Source organism: Tolypothrix tenuis PCC 7101 (genome assembly GCF_963874875.1).
GTDB classification, from domain to species: Bacteria; Cyanobacteriota; Cyanobacteriia; order Cyanobacteriales; family Nostocaceae; genus Aulosira; species Aulosira tenue.
Genome location: NZ_CAWNJS010000001.1, coordinates 6,400,120 through 6,426,520, shown reverse-complemented (window position 1 = coordinate 6,426,520; position 26,401 = coordinate 6,400,120). Strand labels below are relative to the sequence as shown.

The following is a 26,401-nucleotide window of genomic DNA, read 5'->3' as shown; positions in this document are numbered from 1 at the left end:
ATTTCTATCTGGCAACAAGCAAACGTTCTGTGGGAATTTCGTGAGGTTTGATGCGGTTGCGGTGTAAATCCCCGTAAAGGTTGAGGTAGTCGATTTCTTCAGAGGTAAGTTTGCCCTTTTGCACAGCTTGAATTGCGGCATCTACATGTTCGCGAGTTTGCCAACCTGCTAAGGCCACATCAACAGAGTTTTGGCTTAAAGAATAGCGGTATAAATCTGGGACTGAAGGTTGCCAACAATTATCTGGTAGGCCTAATGGAGGTTCCCAAAGGGGGCCAAACATACCTGCTGACTTAAAAGTAACAATTCCTGGACGATGAGGATCGTTGGCATCTAAATGTGGGAAAACCTTTTTTTGGGCAGTACGGTGTGCCACGTTGTGCCTAACCATGACCACATCCAACAAGGGACTATTCACCCACTGCTTTGCTAAATCATGGTCGTGAAAAGAAGCACCAATATAGCGCACCACACCCATTTTTTTCATCTTTTCGGAAACACCAAACACTCTCTCTATTTGGCGCTGAGTTACTGAACTTGGCCCGCGAATATCATCAGAGGCGCTGATACATTTCTCGAAAGCCGGATGATTGTGCTCATCAATCCAGCCCCAAAAAAACACATCAATGTAGTCAATACCCAGGTCAATAAACTGATCGAATAAATAGGTGAATACGGTATCTGGGGTTCTAATCATGTAACTAACAGTTGCCAGCACTACCTTCTCGCGTATGGAAGAACCACGTCCGCATAATTGTCGGAGTGCGGGACGCATGGAACTATAAAGATATTGATGTAAATCGCTGGAGTAGAAAAAGTAGTTGATGCCCTGATCGAAGGCGTAAAGGGTATCTTCACTAGATATATGCCCCCCACCTCCTAGTCCTAAACAACTCACAGTTAAGTTAGTCCGCCCAAGTTTGCGATAAAAAGGTAGGTCTGATTGAGCAAATCTACTATTAGCTAGAGCAAGTTCATCGGCTGCAGTTAATTGCGGCTGAAACTCAGGGGTCTGAATAACAGGAGCAAGGTTAGTAATTTTCATAACTTTAAAGCTGGGTAAATATCCTTTGATTTGGCATTGAGGTAAGGACGCTGTAAGTCTATTTCCAATAAAGAAAATTGTGCCAAAATCGATGCTAAACGACCTTGTGGCGAATCATCATAGTTTTGCCAGGCTTCTATCAGACCATTAGCTACAATTTGGCAGCGATTCATGCCAAAGCTTTCTTTTTCGCCAAATTTTTGGTTTGGTTCTTCTGCGATCGCTAACCCTGGTGCAATCAATTTAGTAAATAAAGGCACATCTGGCAAAAAGTGGGATTGATGTTCTGCATACACCCTTTGTAGGACTGGGTGAACATCTGCATAGTTGTTTTTGTCAAAGTAAAGCACCGCTGAGTCATAACGCCCATAATCTGAAGGGTTATACAAAGCTTTAAAGTTAAAAGGTAAATTGATGGCATTGAGTTGGGTAGTCAAGCTTTCCATCACCGCAACTGCACCATCAGTAGTTAAGTTGAAATAGACTCGGACTATATTTTCACCACTATAAGAACCTGCATTACTAACAGCCATGTAAAAGCCGTTTTGTACCAAATTTTTCGGCAGTTTGATAGCAACTTGGTTCCCGACAGCTACAACTTCATCTGGCGATCGCAAGTGTTTAGTGCGGTCAATATGCAGCGTTAAACCACCCTTATGTACGGCGAAAGCGCCATCAGATTCTTCTTTAACAACTAGCCAATCAGGGCTAAAATAGCCTTCACCTTTGTTACTTTCATGGAGGCGGTTATAAAACACCACATCTACGCCTAAAAAGGTGTTATTTTCTAAATTTTGGTTAACTGGTAAATTTGTGGTTTCCCCATCAAGCGCTAAAGCACTTTTGAGGGAACCGTTGTAATAAATGCCGTAAAGAAAATTAGATAATTGCGCGTTTAAATATTTATTTTGTACATCTGAGGGCAATTGCTGAAAGCGTGGAAGTGTCTCAGCTGGTACTTCTAAAGATTTATAGTCGGGATGGCGAATACAAAATCTCGATTCTATCTGAATTTTATTAACAATGTCTTGCAATGAAGTATGCAATGCTTCTGGAATAGTTGCCAGTTGTATAGGCTGTGGATCTAGTAGTTGCATAGTTGTGAGCCTTTAACGAGGAAGAGATGATGAAAGGCAAAAGTGAGCGCAAAAGTACCCTTTTCTAAACGGGAGATAAGCTTGTAGATGTAAGTTCTGATGCTGACATACCAAAGATTGTGGGAATCGATGCTGCTGGACGACATAACAAAGACTTTGCCACTTGCAACATACAGATACCCGTATTACCAAAAGACTTTTGGTATTGCAGGGTTGATTGAATAGCGATAATCAAATTCCAACCAGCAAATTGTACGACTCGCTGTAAAAAGTCGGGACGATGCTGTAAGATTTCTGGAAAGTGATTTAAATATGCGATCGCTAAAGCAGCAATAGATGGTTGCATAGCTTCCAAGGGAGTTGTCGCCATCCGCAAAGATTCATCGATACTCATAGTTTTGCTGGGAATCATGCTACTCAGCCAGATGTGCAGATAGCTACCAATGAGCGTACCTAAATCAAAAGCTGGATCTCCCCAACCGCATCTTTCCCAATCTATAATTCTAATTGTGCTATTGCCAATACCTTGCTCCCAATCATCAGCCACAAGAATATTATTTAATTTCAGGTCATTATGTGCCAAACAACTAGGTTTTAAAGCACTTTCCAGTTCGGCTATGGCTTGGCCCAAACTATCATATCGTTGATAGAGAGCAAAGAACTTTAACCCATCAGCAGGAACAGAACCAAAAATTTCTGGGCTAATTCGTCCCAAATTTTGAGCTAAATGAGGCAGGTTTTCAGAGCATTCATTCCCCTGTTCTTGAGTCAAAAAAGCGTGATATTCTTTACGATCGAAAGTTAAGCTATGGATGCTGGCTAAAATTATGCCCATAGCAGATGCAATCTCTGTCGGAAAAATATTTTCCTTGCCATAAAAAGCCATCACATCACGGTAGTTATCTAGGTAATTAAAAATAATGATTGACTCATCTGGATTAAAGTGAACTCCCTCTGATATCCAGTCACGAATTTGTGTTGATTCTGGAAATTTATTGACAAATTCTTGAATTCGCCATTCTCGTAAAAATTCACCAGATGCTTTTCCTGCTTGGTTTAAAGGCTCTTGCTTTACCAGGAGTTGACGACCATTTGGAAAACTCAGTAATAAGTTAAAATTTTTAGCTGATTTCGGTTCAATTTTGCAGTATTTCTGTTCTTCTGTTGTACAGAAACCCTGTTCATTTATATAATTCAAAATGTTATTAGAACTCAAATGTAATGCCATATTTAAAAAAATATTATGTAAAGAATTGATTGCCAAATCCAGATTTATCTGATTGTATTTTCTTGAGTTTATACTATGTCAGATAGAGCTAAAAGTAAGCGAATTAAATTATAAATAAGCATGGCGTAGCTTATCATAAAATAATTTAACGATAGAGCAGCATTTATAGATTTGAGCTAATACTCTACCTAACAAGAATATATTTTTCAGAGTTTAGGCAATAACTATGGAGCCGTGTTAAAGTTGTTTTGGGTGAATGCATTTATAGTTTGCCCATTAATATTTGCTTGGTTTTCTTGAGGTATTATTGCTAATTGCAATACATCAAAAACGTCATCTAGAAATCCGCCACTTATATAATTTAATTCATCTTCCGTTAGCTCATTGAGAAAAGTTTCAGAATCTTGAAACAGATCTAACCCAAGAATAGATAGATCATAGATATTGATTGTAGTCATGTTATACTCCTAACTCAAACCCATATTTACATGAATGTTATAATTCTTATATGATTTAAGCGAGATTAGCTAAATATTGAAAAACATATGTCGAATTTTTCAACTTTGTACTCTTGACATTATTCTCTACAATTGTGAGCCTAAAAGTCAAATTCCAGTAAATAAATTTTTAGACATAATTCCTTAAATTATGTCTAAAAATCAGAAATAAATTCTCAACCTATGTACTAAAAACAAAACTTTGAGCAATTATCCAATTTGTTTTGGCGCATTGCCGCCTAGTAAATAGACGTACAAAAATATTTACAGTCATTTCAGTTCAGTTAATTTGCAATGACAGTTGAAATCTTTAGAGAATTTTGATTCATGAGCCAGAAAAATTGAATATCTAGTTGTAGTATCAGAGAAACTTTTTTAGTGACTTCTCAGTAAATAAGTATCCTATCACTAGTGCAACTAGGAGAGTAGAAGAGGCGATGGGAGGAACAATCTTTATGTTCATCTTCACTTTCAAGATTGGATAATTTAATTTCTGGAAGTCTCTTAAGCTATTCTCGTGTTAACATTGCCTATTGTGTTGGCATTAATTGAGTTGGAATTAGCTGTAATGATGGTATTAATCTGACTATTGATGCTAATAAAACTATTTGTAACAAGTGAGGCAGGCAGACGACCTCCTTTTGTATCGAGTATCTCCTCATTTGTTAGCTCATTGAGAAAACTTTCTGAGTCTTGGAATAACTCTGAGCCAGCGGGAAGTATTTCGGAAATTTTGATATTAGACATTTAGGTTCCTTTTTATTTGTTATTTGTCTTATTAGACAAAATTAATCCTCATCAATTCATTGTCAAAGCTTCGCTATCTGCAGAGAGCGAGAAATACATTTGAGTAAATTTAAGCAAATTAAGTGAAGTAAATCATATTAAATATTATTTACTTCACTAGATTTTGCTAATAATGAGAAATTATCCTTTATTTAGCTGCTCAAGCGAGCTTATACTGCCACTGTGTTTAAGTTACCAAAAGTATTGGCATTGACAGTATTGCCAACAACTGTTTGTGCACTGATACTAATAGCCACTGAACCAGCACGCGAAATAAATAGAATTCTTCCTCCTATGATTTCCATTTCTTGAGAATTTAAATCATTGAGAAAGCTTTCAGAATCTTGGAATAATTCAGAACCAGCTGGACGTAATTCAGAAATTTTGATGGAAGCCATGATTTTTCTCCCGAAATAAAACTAATTTGAGGATTTTTTTAGGAGGATTAAACTTTGTTTTGCTTAATCCATGATTTTATTTTTGTTGAATAAACCTATAAAATCAAGGCTTTAAATATGCTTTTATAGACACAACTAAAGGTCTTATGTCTGACGATTGATATCTTAATCAGAAGGTGAATTATACTAATAAAATTAACGTGATAGAGAGTTATACTACGCTTCATCCCTTTTTTATAGTTGAGTATTACATTGATAAAAGCAATATTTTATCTATACTTCTACAGACTTTAGTACAGGAGTTTTGTCTTTTTTTGAGGGGCTAGGGAATAGAGAATAGAGTCTAGAGAAGAGATAGGTTATCGGTAATACTACTCGGTTAAGCGTTTTGAATCTAAAATTGGTTTTGGGGAAAAGGTTAAAGGTTAAGGGTTAAAGGTTTTTTCTTTCCCTGTTCCCATTCCCATTTTTCCCCTTAACCGACAAGTATTAAAGTTATCGGTAAGTATGGCGCTCAATGCAAATAAAAAATAGAGACGCATTTTATTGCATCTCTATAGATAATGTGGCTAGAACTGGCTTCAGAAATGTTATGGTGACTAATTTTTGGCTTGTGGTTGTGCAGGGGGAATTGTTACATCAATAGGCGTTACTTGTGTTGCTAGTTGTGTCAATGGCGGTTGAATAGCAGTTTGATTTCCCACCACCAGAGTTACTAAATTTTCTGGTTTGAGGTATTTTCTTGCAACTCGTTGTACATCTGCGGTGGTTGTGGCTGCTACCGCTTTTTGATAGCGAAATAAGAAATCATTAGGATAGCTGTAATATTCATATCGCATCAACCGCGAGATTGTTTGGTTGGGATCTTCAAAGTTGAAAACAAAAGAATTGAGTGTAGATTCCTTCGCAAAAGCCAGTTCTTGTGGGGTGACTCTTTGAGTTTGCAGACGTTTAATTTCCGCTTGTAGAGATTTCACGAACTGCACAGTAGTTTGCGATCGCGTTTGTCCTCCAGCAATGAATACTCCGGGATAATCGTAACGGGGACTCCATTGACCGTATACTGAATAAGCTAAACCTTGACGCGATCGCACTTCATTAAATAAGCGTCCGCCAAAGCCATTCAATACCCCATTGACTACATCCAAGGCTGGATAGTCTACGCTGTCTAGCTTTCCTCCCAAATGCCCAATGTAAATATTACTTTGGGTTAATTGCGGCTGATTGACAAAAAATACGCCGCTAGTATTCGCTTGGGATACTTGCGGTAAATTGGGTTTAGCTAGGTTGGGGTTTGGTTTCCAATCGCCCAATTTTGCTTGAATGAGCGATCGCATTTTTTTGGCATCAAAATCACCTATAATGCCCAAAATTATATTGTTGGGGTAGAAATATTGCTGATAAAACTTCAGCAAATCCTCACGGGAAATCTTATCGAGAGTTGCATACTCTGTGGTGCGAGCATAGGGGCTATCTTTCCCATAGATCAATTTGCGAAATTCTCGGATAGCTATAGAATTGGGATTATCATTGCGGCGAGCAATACTACCCTTCTCTTGTGTCTTCGCTAAATCTAACTTTTCTTGAGCAAATACTGGTTCTCGCAACACCTCAGTAAATAACCCAAATACTGTTTCTAAATCTTCCGTCAGTGCTTCAAAGCTAGCGCTACCAGAAGTGTCACCAATCCCAGTTTCTACCGAAGCGGCGCGTTGTTCCAACAATTCGTTAAGTTCATCCGCCGAATGCTTCTTAGTTCCCCCAGTTCGCATTACCTCACCTGTAAAGTCAGCCAAGCCAACTTTATCTGCAGGTTCTAAGCGGCTTCCTGTGCGTACCAAAGCTGTACCGCCTACTAATGGTAACTCGTGATCCTCCATTAAATAGACAACCATGCCATTTTGCAGGACAAAGCGTTCATACTTGGGTAACTTAATCTCAGGTAACGGTGGTAGCTGTAACTCTGTGTAATGCTTGGCTGCTGCTGTCGCCGCCTGCGAAAAGTTAAAAGTAAAAAGTACAAAGGCAAAAGCAATTACCAAAGCAGAAATCAGCCGCCGCAAATTTTGGATTTTGGATTTCGGATTTTGGATTTTGAATAACATCTGCCTTTTACTCTGATACTTTCGCATATTTTTCTTCATCTCTTCCCTTCGCGTCCTTTGCGTACTTCGCGGTTAGTTTCCTATGCTTGCTTTGATAACAACTTGCCAATTGTGCGATTTTCGGCTGTAAACGATGCTTTCGCCACACGTTGAATATCTGCAGTCTTTACCGCCGCAATTTGATCCAACTGCTTAAACAAATTCCGCCAAGAGCCAGTTTTCACTTCATATTCCAACAACTGCTGCGCCATTCCCATATTAGAATCGAGGGTACGCAACAAATCTGCTCTAGCTTGAGTTTTTACACGCTGCAATTCTGCATCTGTTACAGGCTCAGTTTTCAATTTCTCAATTTCTGTTCGCAAAGCCGTGGCTAATTCATCAACTGTATGACCAGGCGCTGTCAGAGCATAAAATAACATTAGGTTTGGGTATTTATCGCCAGGAAAACCACTAAAACCTTGGGCAGTCAATGCCACACGCTGCTGTTCGACCAAAGATTTATACAACCGCGAAGTGCGCCCATTACTTAATAAACTAGCAATGATTTCATACACTGCATTATCGCGATCGGTAATTGCTGGACGATGATAGCCTTCTAAATACCAAGGTTGCGAAGGTAGCTGCACAGTTACCTCACGCGTTTGCTTTTGTACTGGTTCTGTGGGGATTTGCTCAACCGCTTTGGGTTTTGCAGGAAAACGTCCAAAGTAAATTTGTGCCAGTCTTTTCACTTCTGCTGGGTTCACATCACCCACAACTGCGATCGCTAAATTGCTGGGTACATAGTAAGTGTTATAGAACTTTTGCACATCTTCAGGTGTCAAATTGCGGATATCTTGGTCATAGCCAATTACCGGTCGTCTGTAGGGATGGACTTTATAGGCTGCATCGATAAACTTTTCGATCATTAAGCCGATAGGTGAATTTTCTACCCGCAAACGCCTCTCTTCTAAAATCACCTCTTTTTCTTTATAAAACTCGCGGCTGAGTACAGGTTCAAGAAATCGCTCTGATTCTAGAGACATCCACAGTTCCAACTTATTGGCTGGAAAGCTATAAAAATAACGAGTCGCCTCCGTGGAAGTATTGGCATTTAAACCTACACCTCCCGCTTGTTCGACAATTCGCCCCATTTCATTTTGCTTGGAGAGCTTGGTTGCTTGCGATTCTACTTGCTCAAACTCAGCTTGCAGCTTGGCAAGTTCATCTTTTTTACCCTGAGCTTTCGCGGCTCTAATTTGAGCATCTAACTGTTCTAGGCGTTCTAATAATGGTTTCTCAGCATTGTAGTCTGTTGTACCAATGCGTTTCGTTCCTTTGAAAGCCAAATGCTCTAAAAAGTGTGCTACGCCTGTTTTTCCGTCTGGCTCATCCACACCACCCACATCTGCGTAGGTAAGAAAGGAAACTACAGGTGCTTGATGGCGTTCTAAAACAATGAACTTTAGCCCATTATCTAGGCGAAACTCCGTCAACTGCTTGATGACGCGATCCAAATAAGGTTGAATCGAACTCGGAGTTTTGCTAGGTGGCTGTACTTTTGGTGCTGGAGATGCTGTTTGAGTTTGCGCTAAAGCCACTTCTGGTAGCACGCTGCTCCAAAGCATAGTCAGCGCTAATAAAGTAGCAAACAATCGATAAAGTATCATAGATACCTTCTTTGAAGAATATAAAATTGCTGGCAAGTAACTGGGTTGATTCATCAGCGGTAACTAAAGCAAAGTTTCATCATAATTCGTAATTACTAGTTAGTAATTCGTAATTAAATTTGAATTGATATCCTCGTTTATTAAAACAGTCTTTGTCACAGATGGCAGCCCTAAATCATGGGGAAATCCTCCCTGTAAACTGTTGACTTTTCCCTACCTCAACGAGTAATTTCGTATTTTCTAGATGAATTGGCATCACATGATTACGAATTATTAATTACGAACTATGAACTACTAATTGTTTAATACCTAAGAGACAGGCTAATTGAGCAACAGAGCGTTAATCTTGTATTAAGCTTTCTGTAATTTTTGTACTTGACGTTAGACAATAATGCTACAAGTCATGTTCCGGAAAATTAACAATAATTGCTATGCGAGTCTTTAATTCTTCTCCCCCCTCAGAAGCGCAAACACGTACCCGTATTTTACAAGCGGCACAAAAATTATTTGCCTCCCAAGGCTTTGACGGTACTACTACCCGCGACTTAGCACAAGCAGCTGGTGTGGCTGAGGGTACCTTGTTTCGTCATTTTCCTAATAAAAAAGCAATTTTGGTAGAAGTTGCAACTGGCGGTTGGGTAGATATTCTTACAGATTTGCTCACAGAATTGAGCGAAATGGGAAGCTATAAAGCAGTTGCTCAGGTAATGCGCCGTCGGATGTGGAATTTGCACAAAAATGTCGATTTAATGCGAGTCTGTTTTATGGAAGTGCAGTTTCATCCAGACTTGCGCGATCGCATTCAATTGGATGTGATTACTAAAATGACGGACGTTGCTGAGGCTTTCTTCCAAACAGCTATGGATAAAGGCATTTATCGCCAAACGGATGCCAAACTGGTTGCTAAGGTATTCTTGGGAATGTTCGCGATCGCAGGCTTTTCCAACAATACCCTCATGGAACCAAACGCCTCGCCCCAAGAAATGCAGCAAATGGCAGAAGGACTTGCTGATATCTTTCTTAATGGAGTTTTAGCGAAAGAATAGGGACTGGAAGGGACTGGGGACTAGGGACTGGGGACTAGGGACTAGGAACTAGAATTACTCACAGATAAGAACTCAGAACTCAGAACTCAGAACTGTTCTTGCTTGATAACTCCACTGCTGTACTAACTCAATTGCTGGGCATAAATCTCGGCGCTGCATTGTTGCTACCTGCAAGCGTAAAATTTGTTTGTGTAATCGGTGCGCTGGAACCTGTGCCAATTGTGCTACAGAACCAATACCTGCGTGTAGCAATAAACCACAATATTGTGTCCCAACTGTAGGAATACGGGCTAAATCAGCCAAAGCTACCCATTTGTTCACATATTGAAGATGAACCTGTAATTTATTCGCTAAAGCCACTCTTGCTTCTAGAGTTTTGCCATTTTTGACTAATAATCCTGTGGTTGTAATTCCACAATTTTGCAATTGGGATTGTTCTGCTGGGCTTAATCCCGGTAATTGTTCAATCGGCCAACAAGATTGGATAGAACTTATACTAGCTTTGTGTTGAGAAGACATTTTTACACATTAAATCAGGGCTGCTTTAACTATTGTGCCGCAGAATTATTCTAGTTAAATAAGGCGGCTATGCTGACCATCAATGACAGCTATAAAGGATGTTAATACTTTAGAAGTAATACCAATTCTTTATGAGACTGCATAGAATTCGATCCCCCCTAACCCCCCTTGAAAAAAGGGGGGAACCGGAAACAATTATCAAAGTCCCCCTTTTTAAGGGGGATTTAGGGGGATCTAAATATGTGCAACTTCACATTAAATGTGTATAATTTTGGCTGCGATAGAAAGGTTTAATTCTACCTGATTTTTTTTCTGCGTTCTTCATTTTTTCTATCAAAACAAAACCATTCTTCATCACTCATGTGATTAGCATTTTTTATGCGTTGACAAGCAAATTCTAAATATTGAGAATTAATATCGCATCCTAACCATCTTCTACCTAATTGTTCAGCCGTTACTGCTGTAGTACCTGAGCCTAAAAATGGATCAACAACAATATCTTGCCGTTGAGAAGAAGCCAGGATAAATTTTCTGATTAATTCTTCGGGTTTTTGTGTAGGATGTGTAGTTTTTTCATTCATCCCATTACAAGTTGTAGGGATTTCTATCACATCTCTAGGTTTAGCTCCCTTTGAATGTGGATGCCAATTTTTGCCGTTATTTTTACCATTATTTGCATACTGGCTAGTGATTGCTTGTGGGTGAGATGGATATTTTAATGTATGCTCTCCATATAAAATCCGCACGTTATCTATATTCATATAAAAATTTTTTGACTTGCGAAAATGCAAAATACTTTCATGGGAACGCCCCCAGTCATTGGATAGATTTGCTTTATTTTTATAGTGCCAAATTAGCCAACGACAACCTTTAAAGAACCGCGAAGCAGGTAATTTAATATCAGCTAATATTTCCGAAAAACCACAAATATAAAAACTTCCCTTAGGTTTAAGAATACGTGATACTTGCTCAATCCAAATTAAAGACCATTGCACATAAGCTTCCTGAGATGCGAAGGTATCCCACTCTGCTTTTTTAATATTATATGGAGGGTCGGCAATCACTAAATCAACCGACTCTGTATCTAAACTACCCAACCATTCGATAGCATCTCCTTGCCAAAGTTTGCCACTTTCATGGGAATAAAATAATTTCATAGCCTCAATATCAATCAGTCATATCCGGTTGAACATTTATCATATCTGTGAAGGTTGGTAATGGGTAATGGGTAATGGGTAATGGGAAAGAAAAATACAATTTAACAATTACCAATTACTAATGACTAACAAGACCAACCATATCGTAAGTAATTAGCCAGATTTGATATCAGTCAGCGTCAATAATATTAATTTGTGGTTACTTGATAAACGCTGATGCTCAAGCCTTATGCAAGAGGTATATTGTAATTATTCGTGAACTTTATTTTGGCAATTCGTGATGAAATTTATCAAAATTAATTGTATAGTTCCCCACGTAATACAGTAACTGCTTGTCCAGCTAAAAAAACGCGATCGCCTCCTGGATAACGCACCTTTACCACTCCTCCACGGCTGGATGCTTGATAAGCTAAAAACTCATCCTTACCCAAGCGATCGCGCCAGAAGGGTGCAAGACAGCAATGAGCCGCACCAGTGACTGGGTCTTCATTTATACCCAATCCGGGCGCAAAAAAGCGAGAAACAAAATCGTAATCAGAATTGCCGTGAGTTAGGCTAGTAACAATCACATCCGACACCAGCAAAGTCTTCAGTAGTTGAAAATTAGGCTGTATATGCCATACCAAATCCTCAGAATCTACTTCTACCAAATAACCGAGGGAATTTTGTAAAACAGATTTACAACCTACACCCAAAGCTTCACACAGTTCCTCTGGTGCATCAGTAGGTTGTGAATAATTAACAGGAAAATCTAACTCAATCCATTCGCCCAGCTTTTTGGCAATTAATACACCGCTTTTAGTATAAAAACGAGCAGCTTCATTAGATAATAAATGTCCCTCAGACCAAAGTACATGGGCGCTAGCTAAAGTTGCATGACCACAAAGGGGTACTTCTACAGTTGGTGTAAACCAACGCAGATTAAAACCATCATCCTGCTTGACGAGAAAAGCCGTCTCCGATAAATTCATTTCCTGCGCCACATTCTGCATCCAGCGATCGCTTTTCGGCGCAGGTAACACACAAACAGCCGCAGGGTTGCCTGCAAATGGTGTATTGGTGAAAGCATCCACCTGTGTAATGATTTGTCCCATAGAATCACCCTTATTTGAAATATTTTTGAATTTATTCACCAGCTAATTTGAAATCATTAAAGCAGCGATCGCATCTAACAAGTTTTGCGGTTCAATTGGTTTGGCTAAATGTGCTTGAAAACCAGCGGCGAGGATTTTGCGTTGATTTTCCTCACCAGCATAGGCGGTGAGGGCGATCGCCGGAATATCTCGGTTGAATCGAGGTGGTAGGGCGCGAATCTGACGAATGAAATTGTAACCGTCCATCTCTGGCATTCCAATATCGCTGATCAGCAAATCGAATGGTGCTTGAGTCAGTACTGGTAGGGCGTTAGTAGCTGAGGATACTACTTCTACAACTGCGCCTTCTTCTTCTAGTACCACCTTAACCAGTTCCAGGGAATCTGCCTCATCATCTACTACTATCACCCGCCGATCCTTTAAATTGAGTGTGGGATGGTTGCAGAAATCAGGAATATTGAGATTTGATACAGACATCAACGGCAATTGTACGGTAAAGGTTGCCCCTTGCCCTTCTCCAGCACTAGCAACAGCGATTGTACCACCGTGCGCTTCCACTACCTGACGCGCGATCGCCAATCCTAAACCCAATCCACCAAAGGCACGAGTGGTAGAACTATCCTGTTGTTGAAATAACTCAAATACATGGGGCAAAAATTCGAGTTTAATGCCATTGCCGGTATCGCTAACCTGAATTTGAGCATAGCGATCAACACGGGTAAGTTGCACCGTCACCTGTCCGCCTGTGGGGGTGAATTTAATCGCATTCGAGAGTAAATTCCAGACTACCTGTTGTAATCTGCTAGTATCTCCTTTGACGTACCCGACGGTGGAATCGAGCAAGACTTCCAACTGAATAGCTTTTGCTTCTGCTGCTAAACTAACAGTTTCTAAAGCTGCAGCGATTGGCTCTGATAAATTAATCGCTGCAAAGCTCAAAGAGAGTTTGCCACGAATGATGCGAGAGATATCGAGCAGATCGTCAATTAGTTGCACCTGTTGTTTAGCATTACGCTCGATTGTGCTTAACCCTTGCTGGAGCTTTTCGGGAGTAATTTTCGGTGATTGTAAGATTTTTGCCCAACCCAAAATCGGGTTTAGGGGTGTTCGCAGTTCATGGGAGAGAATCGCGAGAAATTCATCTTTGACTCGATTGGCACGTTCTGCAGCTTCTCGTGCAGCTTGCTCTTGCTGAAGTAACTTTTCTTTTTGCGCTTCAATGGCTTTGCGATCGCTAATATTCTTAAACAAGATCGCAACTTTGTGATTCTCTGACCCTTCGATAGGAAAAGCATAAACCTCAAACCAGCGATTCATGGCATCAGAGCCATTTTCAAAGCGCACCGGTTCACCTGTGAGAGCGACTCTGCCATAAGTTTCAAACCAAAATTTTTCGAGATTTGGAAGCAGTTGACTTGCAGTTTTACCAATTGCCTGTTGCAGTCCAGTTTCTCGCTCAAATGCTGGGTTAATTTCCAAAAAGCGGTAATCTATCGGGGTAGTATTTTCATCAAACAGCATTTCGACCACACAAAAGCCATCTTCCATCGTCTCAAACAAGGTGCGATAGCGTTCTTCTGAACTACGCAAGGCTTCTTCTACCTGTTTGCGATCGGTGATTTCTTGACAAACGGTGTTAATGCCTATTATGCGATCGCCATCTTTCAACGGCAAAAAGCTTTCTAACCAAACACGCTTTACTCCCGGTTTTGCTGGAGTTTCGCCCCGGATTTCGACATTTAGTAGCGGTTCTCCGGTTTCAAAGATAGGGAGTAACAACGCTTCGGCAGTATCCGCAATATTGGGCAGTAACTCTCGTATTGTTCGCCCAATGTGTTCTTCTGTGGAAAATCCATTGATTTCTGCCAATCGCTGATTAATTCGCACAAAGCGCAGATCGGCATCGAGTACATTTAACCCGATGGGTGCAGACTGGTAAATAGTTTCAATTTCAGCTAGTTGTCGTTGCAAAGTCGTCTGACTTGCCTTTAATTCGGCTTCTAGTCGCTGGCGTTCTGTGATATCCGCCGTCATGCCAATCAGTCGGGTTAACTGTCCTTGCTCGTCAAACAGCGCCCGTGCGCTTTCCTCCAATGTCACAATTTGTCCATCTGGGCGTATAACTCGATAGGTAGTCTTGTAAGTGCTGTTCTCAGGTGTCAGTGCTTGTAAAACTGCTATGAAGCGATCGCGATCTTCTGGATGCACTCGTTGCACAAAATTGGCTCCTGTGTCCGCTTCTGCATCTGTTGAGCTTAAACCCAAAATCACACCACATTGAGGCGATCGCTTAACGATATCAGTATGTGGTTCCCACTCAAAGGTAAATATCCGGGCAACTTCCATTGCCAACTGGTTGCGTTGTTCGCTCTCCCGCAATGCTGCATTTACCTGTTCTAACTGGGCAGTCCGTTCGGCAACGCGCTGTTCTAGTTCCTGGTTAGCGCGTTCTAGAGCTGCTTCTGTCTCTTTTTGCTGAGTAATATCACGGGCAACGCAGTATATTACATCCTGGTCAATCTGCGGCGATCCTGTCCATTCCAACCAGCGATAGCGGCCATCCTTTGTCCGGTAACGATTCTCAAAATTTAGAATAGGTGCGCCTGCTTTTAACTTCTCCATTTCTGCCAGCGTGACGGAATGGTCATCTGGATGGACAAAGTTGATAAAAGGACTGGCTAAAAATTCTGCTTTGGAGTAACCGAGAATTTGAGTAAATGCTGGGTTTATCCGCTTAAAATACCCATCCATACCAATCACCGCCAGCAGATCGAGCGATCGCTCAAAGAAAAAGGCTGCTTCTGATGTCGATGCACTATTGTCTGGTTCCTGCTTGTTCACGGTTGGTTAGCTTTGTAATTCTAGAGGCGGATCTGTAGGGGATGAGCAAATTTGCTCTGTAATATCAGCAAAGGTGGCTATCATACCGTAGGGGGTCACTTCTACTCCCCACAAAGGTTTTGTCTGCATCAGTAACCAAACCACTTTGCCATTGGGTTGATACAACCCCATCACCACATCATTACAGGGCTTGTAACGTGATTATTGCTGGATGGGTATCACCGGGAAAAGGAGTACCATCAGCATGAATAGCTTGCCAGGGTGGGTCAATTAAGTTCCAGCCCTAATGAACTCGCACATTTTAGCTTAATTAAACTTTGCTAGTAGATGAGAAGCCGCAAATATCAATAGGGAAAACTAAAAATGTTGAATTTTTACTCTATGCCAGCTTATATATAAACTGGCGTATTAAAGCAATTATATTACCCGCTCAGGTACGGATAAAGGTTTTTAGATAATAGTCAGCGTTACACACTTGTATACAACCTATTGTGCATAGATGCCACGTTTTGTCAATGTACAAGTACCCCTCAGATTAATTTGTGGTGCGTTACGCTAAAGCTAACGCAGCTAAGTTTATTTCAAACATCAAATATGAGACTCATATTAGTTTTGCTAACAAAACTTTGCATGATTGCTAGAACACCAATTTAGTATTCAAAATTGTGGCTAGGACTAAGACAATAATTCAGAAAAACTAACCACATTCGTAATGACTAGTTTTAATTTGATAAATTTGCAAAATTGAAATGCTCTCAATTAACCACTTTTTAACTGAACATCAATTGATAAGCTGTTCCATATTTAACTTGCATATATTGAGCGGGCAAGATGCCCAACCCAGAATAAATATACAATTTCAGATTATGCAAACTAGATGTGGTTTAGCTTATTTAAAGGTTTGGCTCTAAAAATCATGGTTTTTCAATCTAAATGTAGTTTATGTTTGAGAAATGAGTACACTTCCAGCATGAAAGTTTAAGGTAATGCTACACCAAAAGCCGAATTTAAGCCTCAAAATCCTTGGATTCATTGTCGCAGCTATTAACTTAGCGCTAATTTCTGTAGGATTAATCAGCTGCACTAATGAAGTACAAAAACCACAAGAAAAAACCGAGCAACAAAAAGAACAGTACAAAAATAAATCTACCGAACAGCCTGAATCAGATCGAGATAAAGACGATGATGATGAGGATGAAAAAGATGATGACAGCAAAGATGACAAAGACGATGATGATAAAAATTGATTAACAATTTTGCGGATTCGTTCATGCAAGAATTTTTTCAGTCAAGATTGCATCTTGGCTGAATATAACTCCACGCTGCTGAAGGGCATGAGAGTTTTAAATCAATAATTGATAATTCATAATTTTAATAAAAGCTGAGTTTGTGTTTATGGTTATTCAACAAACCTCTAGTTCTCTGGTTGATATCCTACGCCAAAGACGGCAAAAGTTAGCTAGCCTGATTGATTTTCCAGCAATTCTGTGGTCAGGAAGTAGCAATCCGCGTAACTTTCAAGCTAATGTTTTTCCTTTCCGCGCTAGTAGTCATTTTCTCTATTTTGCTGGGCTACCCTTACCAAATGCGGCAATTCGCTTGGAAGCAGGAAAGCTGGAATTATTCATAGACGATCCTAAACCTAGCAGCGCTCTCTGGCATGGAGAAATGCCCAAGCGTGAGGAAATCGCCCAGATGATTGGGGCTGATGGCGCTAAACCAATGGCAGAACTAGAGTCATCCCTAGCAGACGCAGCGACGATCGCAGTCCAAGATGCAGCTACTTGGACACAGCAATCCCAGCTATTCAATAGATGGGTTTTGCCGCAAAGTTCACCCCAAGGAATTGACTTAGAGTTAGCCAAGGCGATTGTTTCTTTACGCCTCACCCACGATGAAGGCGCATTAACTGAATTACGCAAAGCCGCGGCTGTGAGTATAGCAGCCCATAAAGCCGGGATGGCAGCCACACCCAAAGCTAAAAGGGAAGCAGAAGTGCGTGGCGCAATGGAAGGAGTGATCATCGCCCATAACATGACGACTGCTTACAACAGTATTGTCACAGTCCACGGCGAAGTTTTGCACAACGAGCAATATCACCATCCCCTGCAACCTGGTGATTTACTACTGGCTGATGTGGGCGCGGAAACCGAAATGGGCTGGGCGGCTGATATTACTCGCACCTGGCCTGTATCCGGTAAATTTTCCTCCACCCAAAGAGATATTTATGATGTCGTGTTAGCAGCCCATGATGCTTGTATTGCCAAAATCCGCCCAGGTGTGGAGTATGGGGAAATTCATTTATTAGCTGCCACAGTCATAGCTGATGGTTTAGCAAATTTAGGCATTTTACAAGGAAAAGCTGAAGATTTAGTAGAGATAAATGCTCATGCCTTGTTTTTCCCCCACGGTATTGGGCATCTATTGGGCTTAGATGTGCATGATATGGAAGACTTGGGTGATTTAGCAGGTTATGAAGCAGGACGTACAAGAAGCGATCGCTTTGGCTTCAGCTACCTACGTTTAAATCGTCCCCTACGCCCAGGAATGTTAGTCACAATTGAGCCTGGTTTTTATCAAGTCCCAGCAATGTTAAATGATGCTAAACAAAGCTCAAAATACCAAAATATAGTTAACTGGGAACGCTTATCTCAATTTGCCGATGTCCGCGGTATCCGCATCGAAGATGACGTTTTAGTCACAGATGCAGGTAGCGAAGTTTTAACCGCTGCATTACCGAATGATGCCGCTACCATAGAAAATCTAGTAATGGGTAATTGGTAATAGGTAATTGGTAATAGGTAATTGCTGTTTGTTCCCCTTTCCCCTTTTACCCTTTCCCCTTTTCCCCTTTTCCCCAATCCCCAGTCCCCAATCCCCCCAGATACGTATCGAGTTGCTCAAGTCGCTGGGAAAACTACTAAGCTGGTAAATAGCACGTTACAACTCTACCCAAATTTCCTACTGGCTTACTATCTGTAATCGAAATTATGTTTGATGCATTATCTGATCGTTTAGAATCTGCCTGGAAGAAACTCCGAGGACAAGATAAAATTTCTCAGTCCAACATTCAAGACGCTTTGCGAGAAGTACGCCGCGCCTTGTTGGAAGCAGATGTTAATCTCCAGGTAGTCAAAGATTTTATTAGTGAAGTCGAAGCCAGAGCACAGGGGGCTGAGGTAATCGCTGGCGTGCGACCTGGCGAACAGTTTATCAAAATTGTTTACGATGAACTCGTGCAGGTGATGGGGGAAGAAAATGTTCCCCTAGTAGAAGCGGAGGAACAGCCTACTATTGTGTTAATGGCTGGGTTGCAAGGTACTGGTAAAACCACTGCTACTGCTAAGTTAGCTTTACACCTGCGGAAATTAGATCGCAGCTGTTTACTGGTGGCAACAGACGTATATCGTCCAGCGGCGATTGATCAGTTAATTACCTTGGGTAAGCAAATTGAAGTACCAGTATTTGAACTGGGAAGCGATGCCGATCCAGTAGAAATTGCTCGTCAAGGTGTAGAACAAGCCAAGGCACAAGGCGTAAATACAGTAATTATTGATACGGCTGGTCGTCTGCAAATTGACGAAGACATGATGGCAGAACTAGCCCGGATTAAAGACACCGTCCAGCCCCACGAAACCTTGCTAGTTGTGGACTCCATGACTGGGCAAGAAGCAGCAAATCTTACCCGTACCTTCCACGAACAAATTGGTATTACTGGCGCAATTCTGACCAAAATGGATGGTGATAGCCGTGGTGGTGCAGCGCTATCGGTGCGGCAAATTTCCGGCGCACCCATTAAATTTGTCGGTGTTGGTGAAAAAGTCGAGGCGCTGCAACCATTTTACCCAGACCGGATGGCATCCCGAATTTTGGGTATGGGCGATGTCTTGACCTTGGTAGAAAAAGCCCAAGAAGAAATTGACTTGGCAGATGCCGAGCAAATGCAGGAGAAAATCCTGTCAGCAAAATTTGACTTTACGGACTTTCTCAAGCAATTACGCTTACTGAAAAACATGGGTTCCCTGGGTGGAATCATCAAAATGATTCCCGGGATGAACAAGCTTTCCGACGACCAGCTAAAGCATGGAGAAACCCAGCTAAAACGCTGTGAAGCCATGATTAACTCCATGACTCGCCAAGAACGCCACGACCCTGATTTATTAGCCAGTTCTCCCAGCCGCAGACGGCGGATTGCATCTGGCTCTGGTTATAAAGAAGCAGATGTCAGCAAACTAGTAGCTGATTTCCAAAAAATGCGATCGCTCATGCAACAAATGGGCCAAGGTCAATTTCCTGGTATGCCCGGAATGTTCGGCGGTGGTATGGGCAACGCCTTCGCTGGTGGCGGCAATCGTCCCGCAGCCCCCGGCTGGCGAGGTTATCCCGGCAACCCTGGCGCAGCTAAAAAGAAAAAGAAAGACAAGAAAAGGAAAGGTTTTGGGAATCTTTAAAGAGGAAAAGGGGCAGGGGGCAGGGAGATGAGGAAGATGAGGAAGCAGGGGAGAAATTTCCATTACCCATTACCCATTACCCATTACCCATTACCCATTACCAAACAACTAATAGCAGTTAATGCCCAGCAAGTGCTAAAATTATCATTCCAGTATGGAAAATTGTGTCTACAAGAATTTAGGCTGCAATTAATTGGCAACAGCCACAGTTAGCTTACTTGCTTGTAACAGTCGAAAGCTACATACCACAAAGTTTTTCGACTTTTGAATCCTCATAACGACACTTGCTGTCAAAACATATCTAGTACACAGGAGAACGATTCTTCAATCATGATCAAACTGCGCTTGAAGCGATATGGTAAAAAACGGGAAGCTAGTTACCGCATCGTAGCTATTAACAGCCTGGCTCGCCGCGATGGTCGTCCCTTAGAAGAACTGGGATTCTACAACCCCAGAACGGATGAAGTACGATTGGACGTTCCCGGCATCGTCAAGCGACTACAACAAGGCGCTCAACCCACTGACACCGTCCGTCGCATCCTAGTAAAAGCCAATGTTTTTGAACAGGTCAGTGCAACAACAGCCGCATCATAATGTCGAAACACAATCCCCCGCAGCTAGACCCAACTACGAGGGGTTGGTCAAGTTTTTATTGCAGCCTTTTTTGGAATCGCCAGAGTCTTTAAGCGTCGATTGTGAAATTTCTCAGAGCCTACAAAAGGCTTGGATTCGCATCGCCTTTGACAGCACAGATAAAGGAAAAGTGTTTGGTCGCGGAGGACGCAATATTCAGGCGATTCGCACAGTAATTGCAGCTGCGGCTGAAATTGCTGGACAATCGGTATACCTGGATATTTATGGCAGCAGCGCCTCAAGAGAAGGTGCTTCTTTTGATGACGACAGGGAAGAGCGATTACCCCCGCCCAAATCAAGAGACAGACGTGGAAACGGAAATAGCCCCAGACCTATTGCTAAACCCCGTATCCGCTAGGTTGAAATTGCAACATCAGTCTGGGCGGTTTCTACTCCGCTCAGGCATTCTGGCAAAAATAGGAAATAAGCGATCGCAACTTGCTAGAATTGGGCAATTATTTTGAGAGCTTTATTGCTTCAGTATCGGTTTGACTAATAAAAATTTGGGAATTGTGAAAAAACATCCAAATTTGCTAATCTGGCATCAATGGCGTAGGCATCGCGTCACTAGATAAATGCTCGAAATTCTTTTGAGAATTGAACAGATGAGTATTTCTCATCCAGAGAAGCGATCGCCATACTGCTGTTATTAACATTTCTATGCAACTCTGAATTATCTCTGTAAGGGGGTGAAACTGGGGAGTGGCCGAAGTCCGTTTAGGTGAGAACGAGTCAATAGACTCTGCTATTAGACGCTTTAAAAAGAAAATTCAAAAAGCTGGAATTTTATCTGAAGTTAGACGCAGGGAAAGATACGAAAAGCCTAGCTTACGACGCAAACGTAAAGAGGAAGCTGCACGCAAAGGTATCCGCTACTAAATTACGGTAGCATCCTTGCTAAATGTGGTTAACTCATATTAAAGCAACCCTAGAAAAAGTAGAGATACGATCATCGTGTCTCTACTTTTCCCCTTGAAGGGGGATTGGGGATTGGGGACTGGGGACTGGGGACTGGGGACTGAGAGATGAGGAAGATGAAGGGAAATAACAAACACCCATTACCAATTACCAATTACCAATTACCCATTACCCATTACCCTACGAAACACCAAATAAAAAGATAAATTAACAAATACTATGGCAGATGCCTTCAAGATTGAGCTGCCGGATATTCCCAGTGCGATCGCTCTTGCTGGAGATGGAGAAGAGAATCTTAAACTCTTATCTCAGCAAACAGGCGCTAGCTTGGTGTTACGCGGACAGGACTTACATATTTCAGGCACACAAAAGCAAATTGATTTAGCTTCACGATTAGTGCGATCGCTCGAAGACCTCTGGATTAAAGGTAATTCTATCTCTAGTGCGGATATTGATACAGCCCGTCAAGCTTTAGATACCCAACGAGAAGGCGAGTTGCAAGATTTACAGCGAGATATTCTCGCCAAAACTCGCCGGGGTGAGGAAATTCGCGCTAAAACCTTTAAACAGCGTCAATATATTGATGCTATCCGCAGACGTGACCTCATTTTCTGCACGGGGCCAGCTGGAACTGGTAAGACTTTTTTGGCGGTTGTTGTTGCTGTGCAAGCACTCTTAGCCAACCAGTATGAAAAGCTGATTTTAACGCGTCCTGCGGTGGAAGCAGGAGAAAAACTCGGCTTTTTACCTGGAGATTTACAGCAGAAAGTCAATCCCTATCTGCGCCCACTTTATGATGCGATTAATGAATTTATCGATCCGGAAAAAGTCCCCAATTTAATAGAACGCGGTGTGATTGAAGTCGCACCACTGGCTTATATGCGAGGACGCACCTTAAATAACGCGTTTGTGATTGTCGATGAAGCCCAAAATACCACACCAGCGCAAATCAAAATGGTTTTGACGCGTTTGGGCTTCCGTTCGCGTATGGTAATCACAGGTGACATGACACAAACCGATTTACCAGTAAACCAACAATCAGGTTTAGCAGTAGCCTTACACATCTTAAAACACGTTGAAGGTATTGCCTTTTGCGAATTTTCTCAAAGAGATGTTGTGCGTCATCCCCTAGTTCAGCGCATTGTCGCCGCTTACGAAAAATACGAAGCATAATCCAGAATTGAGCAATTTTGGATTTTGGATTAATGTCACGAATCAATCCACTTTCTTTGTACTATCAATAAATAATTGGTCATTTCTAAAACTTACGCAAGTGTCATATTTTTTTCGTTTAGGTTTGTCCAGGGTCAAATATCAAGAGTCCAAAAAAACTAAATTTTTGACCCTTGAACGCCACTTGCTCTACTTGGGGAAACCCCAAGACCGCAGTGGCTCCTCTTGACTGTTGACTCTTATGCCAGAGGATAATTGTGCCAGTTGCGTGAGTCCTGATTTCATTAGAGAATGACCAACAACAAATGACAAATGACAAAGGACAAATGAAAAATGACCACAACCTTAAAAGAATTTTTAACAGCTTGTGAAAATTTAGGAACTTTGCGTTTAATTGTGACTAGCAGTGCTGGTGTTTTAGAAGTTAGAAGCAAGCTAGAAAAGCTATTTTATGCAGAGTTACCCAAGGGTAAATATGCCAATATGCATACCGAAAATTTTGAGTTCCACTTGAATATGGACAAAATTACTCAAGTGAAATTTGAAACTGCTGAGGCGAAAAGAGGCAACTTTACAACCTATGCAATTCGGTTTTTAGATGATAAACAGGAATCCGCTTTAAGCCTATTTTTGCAATGGGGTAAACCAGGAGAATATGAACCAGGTCAAGTAGAAACTTGGCAAGCTCTTAAAGAGAAATATGGAGAAGTTTGGCAACCTTTACCAGCGGAAATATAAATAATTGGTAATTGGTAATTGGTAATTGGTAATTGGTAATTGGTAACTGGTGTTTGTGTAAGGAAACAGAGCAGAATTTTGAATTTTAAATTGTTTTTCTCCCAAATCCCCAGTCACCAATCCCCAGTCCCCAGTCCCCACTAGAGCATTTGCAAAATTTCTTGAGCCGCGCGATCGCATACTCCAATTTCTCCCAAAGACTGCCGCATTTGTTGATAATCGGCTAGGGTTTGCTGTTTCTTGTCAGGGTTAAGCAATAATTCCATTGCAGCTTGGGTAATATTTTCGGCGGTGGCTTGCTCTTGTAAAAACTCCGGTACGATTTCCCGCATGACTACCAAATTTACTGGGGATGCAAAGGGAATCGAACCTTTGAGAATTTTCCGCCCAATCCAAGCTGTAATGGCATTTAAGCGATAAATAACAACCTGGGGTACATTTGACAGGGCCAGTTCTAAATTGACGGTTCCTGATTTGGTAATGGCAAAATCAGCCGCAGCGATGATTTCTTGTTGTTGACCTGATAATACTGTGGCGCGCAAACCGTAACGCGCAATTGCTTGAGTAATCGGTTCTCTAAATTCTTCTAAAGACAGGGGAATCCAGAAATGTACTTCTGGTAATTTCGCTTGAATAGTTTGGGCAGCTTGAAAAATTACTGGTAAAAGATATTTTAATTCTTGACTACGAGAAGCAGGTAACAGCGCAATTGCGATCGCCTCTGGCGAAATATGCAATTTAGAGCGGGCTTCCTGGCGGCTAGGGGCGGTTTGCATCCGATCTACTAAGGGATGCCCTACCCAGGTAACATTGGCACCTTCCTGGCGATAATAACGGGCTTCTTCGGGGAAGATGGCTAAGAGTTTATCTGTAAAGCCGACAATGCGGTGAGTTCTCCGCAAATTCATCGACCATACCCACTCTTGAGGAGCGATGTAATAAACTACTGGCACATCTGGGAAATGTTCTTGCAAATAACTGCCAATACCGATATTGGGGCTCATGTAATCAATAAGTAATACCAAATCTGGGGGATTTTGCTTGAGGTAAGCGATCGCTTTTCGTTGTACTAAGAGAGTCGGTACAAGATAAGGCAATGCTTCTAAAATCCCCATTGAGCCAATATGACTGGTATCGCCCAATATGGTCGCCCCAGCCTCAGCCATTTTTGCGCCACCCAGCGCCACAATCTCTAATTCACAGCCAACAGCCGCAGCTTGTCGCTTCAGCGCCGCAATTATGAGAGAACCTTGCAAATCGCCAGACACTTCGCCAGTGCTGATAAATATCCGCATTTGGTAATTAAGGAAAATAAATAACAGTTTTGCAACGCAGAGTAACGCGGAGTCAGCGCTAAGGTACGCAGAGTTTTTAGAGTTTGAGTTGAGTATTTAAACCTCAACTCAAACTTATAGCTACATTAAGACTCATCACTGGCGCTAGCTTTTCTTTTTCCAGGAATTAAACCACGTCTTCCTGGCATTTGAGAAAGCAGAAGGAAGCGCCGCAGATGTTGTAACTGTTCAGTGTCGCCTAGTTGTTCTAACTGTTCTAAAGCTTCTTTAAAGGTTAAGTTAGAGCGATAGAGAATGCGGAAGGCTTTTTTGAGCAGTTGTAGCTCGCTAGCATCCATTCCAGAGCGTTTTAACCCGACTAAGTTGAGGGTTCTGACTCTGGCGGGATTGCCTTCTACCAGCATATATGGGGGCACATCGCGGTCAATACGTGCCATTCCACCTACCATTGAGTGTTTACCAATTCGCACAAATTGATGGACTCCCAAAACTCCGCCTAGCCTAGCCCGTGATTCTATGTGAACATGACCCGCTAAGGCTACTGAGTTGGGGATAATTACATGGTCTTCGATCACGCAGTTATGAGCTACATGAACATAAGCCATCAGTAAGTTACCGTTACCAATGATTGTGGCTTCCCCAGCACCAGTAGCACGGTTGATCGTGACATATTCACGAATTTGGTTATTGTCGCCAATTTTGACCCAGGTAGGTTCTCCCACATATTTGAGATCCTGGGGTTCCATACCGATAGCTGCACCAGGAAAAATCTGATTTCGCGCCCCAATTTCACATGGCCCTTCTAGCACTACGTGAGCGCCAATTACAGTTTCAGGGCCAACTTTAACCTGCGCTCCAATCACAGCATAGGCACCGACTTCCACCGTTGGGTGGAGTTCTGCTTTAGGATGAATTACAGCAGTTGGATGAATAAGCGTCTTCAAGGGTAAATCTCCAGAACTGTCATGAGTGCTGAACTTTTTGAGTATTCAGTTACGAAAGTGTCGGGCAAAGCAAGTTAAGTGTGAGGGCAGCGAAATTTAAAAATTATAAATTACTCTTGTGGCTAGTTGATTTTACTGCTAACCTTTTTTAGGTTGTCAGTAAAAAGCACATCACGGCAGTGCGCTCGCCACAAGAGCAGGTTTTTAGTTTACTAGAGAAAACATTAATTCGCCTTCAGCCGCTAACTGACCGTCCACTTCAGCACGACCTTGCATTTTACCGAAACGACGTTGTTTAACCCACAACAGTTCCACGGTCATGATCAGCTGATCGCCGGGAACAACCTGCCGACGGAAACGGACTTTATCAATCCCAGCAAACACAAATAGTCCACCTTCATATGCCGGTAGCTGTGTCATGACTATACCGCCTACCTGTGCCATTGCTTCGACAATTAGCACTCCAGGCATGAGCGGCCGTCCGGGGAAATGTCCTTGAAAATGGGGTTCATTAATGGTGACATTTTTCACGCCTACCGCTAGTTTGCCTGGTACATAGTCAATAATTTTATCTACCAGTAAAAATGGGTAGCGATGGGGCAACAGGCTTTGAATTTCTTCAATAGCCAAGGTTTTTTTCGGCTCTGGTGCGCTTTGATTGTCATCATTAGCAGCAGGTGCGATCGCATCGACGGTATTGGCTTCGGTGAGGGTTGTCATTGGCTATGTGTTGTTTTTTTTATCTGGAATCAAGTCAGCGACGGAATTTTAGAGTTATAACTTC

The 26,401-nt window shown here is 41.8% G+C and carries 26 protein-coding genes; 9 read left to right on the top strand and 17 right to left on the bottom strand.

Going from position 1 to position 26,401, the window contains the following annotated elements:
- Positions 1–4: 4 nt before the first annotated feature.
- The 8 genes from AACU25_RS25405 to AACU25_RS25370 form a co-directional block, all read right to left on the bottom strand.
- Positions 5–1,045: an aldo/keto reductase gene (locus AACU25_RS25405; protein ID WP_096580421.1), complete on the bottom strand. Its 1,041-nt coding sequence runs from the start codon at positions 1,043–1,045 to the stop codon at positions 5–7.
- Positions 1,042–2,142: a T3SS effector HopA1 family protein gene (locus AACU25_RS25400; protein WP_096580419.1), complete on the bottom strand. Its 1,101-nt coding sequence runs from the start codon at positions 2,140–2,142 to the stop codon at positions 1,042–1,044. Before AACU25_RS25400 ends, AACU25_RS25405 begins: the two co-directional genes overlap by 4 nt.
- A 64-nt stretch (positions 2,143–2,206) precedes the next feature.
- Positions 2,207–3,370 (bottom strand): phosphotransferase, encoded by a 1,164-nt coding sequence (locus tag AACU25_RS25395; protein WP_096580418.1) that lies wholly within the window; start codon positions 3,368–3,370, stop codon positions 2,207–2,209.
- Between the two features lie 224 nt (positions 3,371–3,594).
- Positions 3,595–3,828 (bottom strand): hypothetical protein, encoded by a 234-nt coding sequence (locus AACU25_RS25390; RefSeq protein ID WP_096580416.1) that lies wholly within the window; start codon positions 3,826–3,828, stop codon positions 3,595–3,597.
- Between the two features lie 543 nt (positions 3,829–4,371).
- Complete coding sequence (locus tag AACU25_RS25385; RefSeq protein ID WP_096580414.1) at positions 4,372–4,614, bottom strand: hypothetical protein; 243 nt, start codon at positions 4,612–4,614, stop codon at positions 4,372–4,374.
- 209 nt (positions 4,615–4,823) lie between these two features.
- Complete coding sequence (locus AACU25_RS25380; RefSeq protein WP_096580412.1) at positions 4,824–5,051, bottom strand: hypothetical protein; 228 nt, start codon at positions 5,049–5,051, stop codon at positions 4,824–4,826.
- Between the two features lie 599 nt (positions 5,052–5,650).
- On the bottom strand, positions 5,651–7,156 hold the full coding sequence (locus AACU25_RS25375) for a M16 family metallopeptidase (protein ID WP_422641112.1): 1,506 nt from the start codon (positions 7,154–7,156) through the stop codon (positions 5,651–5,653).
- Positions 7,157–7,236: 80 nt separating this feature from the next.
- A complete protein-coding gene (locus AACU25_RS25370) occupies positions 7,237–8,808 on the bottom strand; it encodes a M16 family metallopeptidase (RefSeq protein WP_321206845.1) in 1,572 nt (523 codons plus the stop codon).
- Between the two features lie 431 nt (positions 8,809–9,239).
- On the opposite strand from AACU25_RS25370, the gene AACU25_RS25365 reads away from it, so the two are divergent.
- Positions 9,240–9,854 carry a TetR/AcrR family transcriptional regulator gene (locus AACU25_RS25365; protein ID WP_096580406.1) on the top strand — a complete coding sequence of 205 codons (615 nt, stop codon included), beginning with the start codon at positions 9,240–9,242 and terminating at the stop codon, positions 9,852–9,854.
- A gap of 72 nt (positions 9,855–9,926) precedes the next feature.
- Here the strand turns inward: AACU25_RS25365 and AACU25_RS25360 are convergent, their stop codons facing one another.
- From AACU25_RS25360 to AACU25_RS25340, 5 genes are all read right to left on the bottom strand, one after another.
- Positions 9,927–10,373, bottom strand: coding sequence for a DUF4332 domain-containing protein (locus AACU25_RS25360; protein WP_096580404.1), 447 nt, complete (start codon positions 10,371–10,373; stop codon positions 9,927–9,929).
- A 296-nt stretch (positions 10,374–10,669) separates the two neighbouring features.
- Positions 10,670–11,530, bottom strand: a complete 861-nt coding sequence (locus tag AACU25_RS25355; RefSeq protein ID WP_096580402.1) for a DNA-methyltransferase — start codon at positions 11,528–11,530, stop codon at positions 10,670–10,672.
- Positions 11,531–11,826: 296 nt separating this feature from the next.
- Positions 11,827–12,624: a PhzF family phenazine biosynthesis protein gene (locus AACU25_RS25350; RefSeq protein WP_096580400.1), complete on the bottom strand. Its 798-nt coding sequence runs from the start codon at positions 12,622–12,624 to the stop codon at positions 11,827–11,829.
- A gap of 42 nt (positions 12,625–12,666) precedes the next feature.
- On the bottom strand, positions 12,667–15,465 hold the full coding sequence (locus AACU25_RS25345; RefSeq protein WP_199347468.1) for a PAS domain-containing hybrid sensor histidine kinase/response regulator: 2,799 nt from the start codon (positions 15,463–15,465) through the stop codon (positions 12,667–12,669).
- 6 nt (positions 15,466–15,471) lie between these two features.
- Positions 15,472–15,636 (bottom strand): hypothetical protein, encoded by a 165-nt coding sequence (locus AACU25_RS25340; RefSeq protein ID WP_190445953.1) that lies wholly within the window; start codon positions 15,634–15,636, stop codon positions 15,472–15,474.
- Between the two features lie 815 nt (positions 15,637–16,451).
- Between AACU25_RS25340 and AACU25_RS25335 the strand changes: the two genes are divergently transcribed.
- From AACU25_RS25335 to AACU25_RS25315, 5 genes are all read left to right on the top strand, one after another.
- Positions 16,452–16,712, top strand: coding sequence for a hypothetical protein (locus tag AACU25_RS25335; protein WP_096580398.1), 261 nt, complete (start codon positions 16,452–16,454; stop codon positions 16,710–16,712).
- 148 nt (positions 16,713–16,860) lie between these two features.
- On the top strand, positions 16,861–18,249 hold the full coding sequence (locus tag AACU25_RS25330) for an aminopeptidase P family protein (RefSeq protein WP_096580396.1): 1,389 nt from the start codon (positions 16,861–16,863) through the stop codon (positions 18,247–18,249).
- 206 nt (positions 18,250–18,455) lie between these two features.
- The gene (gene ffh / locus AACU25_RS25325) at positions 18,456–19,916 is read left to right on the top strand and encodes a signal recognition particle protein (protein WP_096580394.1); all 1,461 of its coding nucleotides are present in this window, start codon (positions 18,456–18,458) and stop codon (positions 19,914–19,916) included.
- A 330-nt stretch (positions 19,917–20,246) separates the two neighbouring features.
- Positions 20,247–20,510 carry a 30S ribosomal protein S16 gene (gene rpsP, locus AACU25_RS25320; protein WP_045871172.1) on the top strand — a complete coding sequence of 88 codons (264 nt, stop codon included), beginning with the start codon at positions 20,247–20,249 and terminating at the stop codon, positions 20,508–20,510.
- Complete coding sequence (locus AACU25_RS25315; RefSeq protein ID WP_096580392.1) at positions 20,470–20,907, top strand: KH domain-containing protein; 438 nt, start codon at positions 20,470–20,472, stop codon at positions 20,905–20,907. The genes rpsP and AACU25_RS25315 overlap by 41 nt, the downstream gene beginning before the upstream one ends.
- Positions 20,908–21,082: 175 nt before the next feature.
- Here the strand turns inward: AACU25_RS25315 and AACU25_RS25310 are convergent, their stop codons facing one another.
- Positions 21,083–21,205 carry a hypothetical protein gene (locus AACU25_RS25310; protein ID WP_321206648.1) on the bottom strand — a complete coding sequence of 41 codons (123 nt, stop codon included), beginning with the start codon at positions 21,203–21,205 and terminating at the stop codon, positions 21,083–21,085.
- 46 nt (positions 21,206–21,251) lie between these two features.
- On the opposite strand from AACU25_RS25310, the gene rpsU reads away from it, so the two are divergent.
- The 3 genes from rpsU (at position 21,252) to AACU25_RS25295 (ending at position 23,378) form a co-directional block, all read left to right on the top strand.
- Positions 21,252–21,428 (top strand): 30S ribosomal protein S21, encoded by a 177-nt coding sequence (gene rpsU, locus AACU25_RS25305; protein WP_045871170.1) that lies wholly within the window; start codon positions 21,252–21,254, stop codon positions 21,426–21,428.
- Positions 21,429–21,686: 258 nt separating this feature from the next.
- A complete protein-coding gene (locus AACU25_RS25300; protein WP_096580390.1) occupies positions 21,687–22,640 on the top strand; it encodes a PhoH family protein in 954 nt (317 codons plus the stop codon).
- Between the two features lie 333 nt (positions 22,641–22,973).
- Positions 22,974–23,378: a ChuX/HutX family heme-like substrate-binding protein gene (locus AACU25_RS25295; RefSeq protein ID WP_096580388.1), complete on the top strand. Its 405-nt coding sequence runs from the start codon at positions 22,974–22,976 to the stop codon at positions 23,376–23,378.
- Between the two features lie 140 nt (positions 23,379–23,518).
- Here the strand turns inward: AACU25_RS25295 and lpxB are convergent, their stop codons facing one another.
- The 3 genes from lpxB to fabZ form a co-directional block, all read right to left on the bottom strand.
- Positions 23,519–24,673 carry a lipid-A-disaccharide synthase gene (gene lpxB / locus AACU25_RS25290; protein ID WP_096580386.1) on the bottom strand — a complete coding sequence of 385 codons (1,155 nt, stop codon included), beginning with the start codon at positions 24,671–24,673 and terminating at the stop codon, positions 23,519–23,521.
- A 125-nt stretch (positions 24,674–24,798) separates the two neighbouring features.
- The gene (lpxA, locus tag AACU25_RS25285) at positions 24,799–25,617 is read right to left on the bottom strand and encodes an acyl-ACP--UDP-N-acetylglucosamine O-acyltransferase (protein WP_096580384.1); all 819 of its coding nucleotides are present in this window, start codon (positions 25,615–25,617) and stop codon (positions 24,799–24,801) included.
- Positions 25,618–25,821: 204 nt separating this feature from the next.
- The gene (gene fabZ, locus AACU25_RS25280) at positions 25,822–26,337 is read right to left on the bottom strand and encodes a 3-hydroxyacyl-ACP dehydratase FabZ (protein ID WP_096580382.1); all 516 of its coding nucleotides are present in this window, start codon (positions 26,335–26,337) and stop codon (positions 25,822–25,824) included.
- Positions 26,338–26,401: the final 64 nt, after the last annotated feature.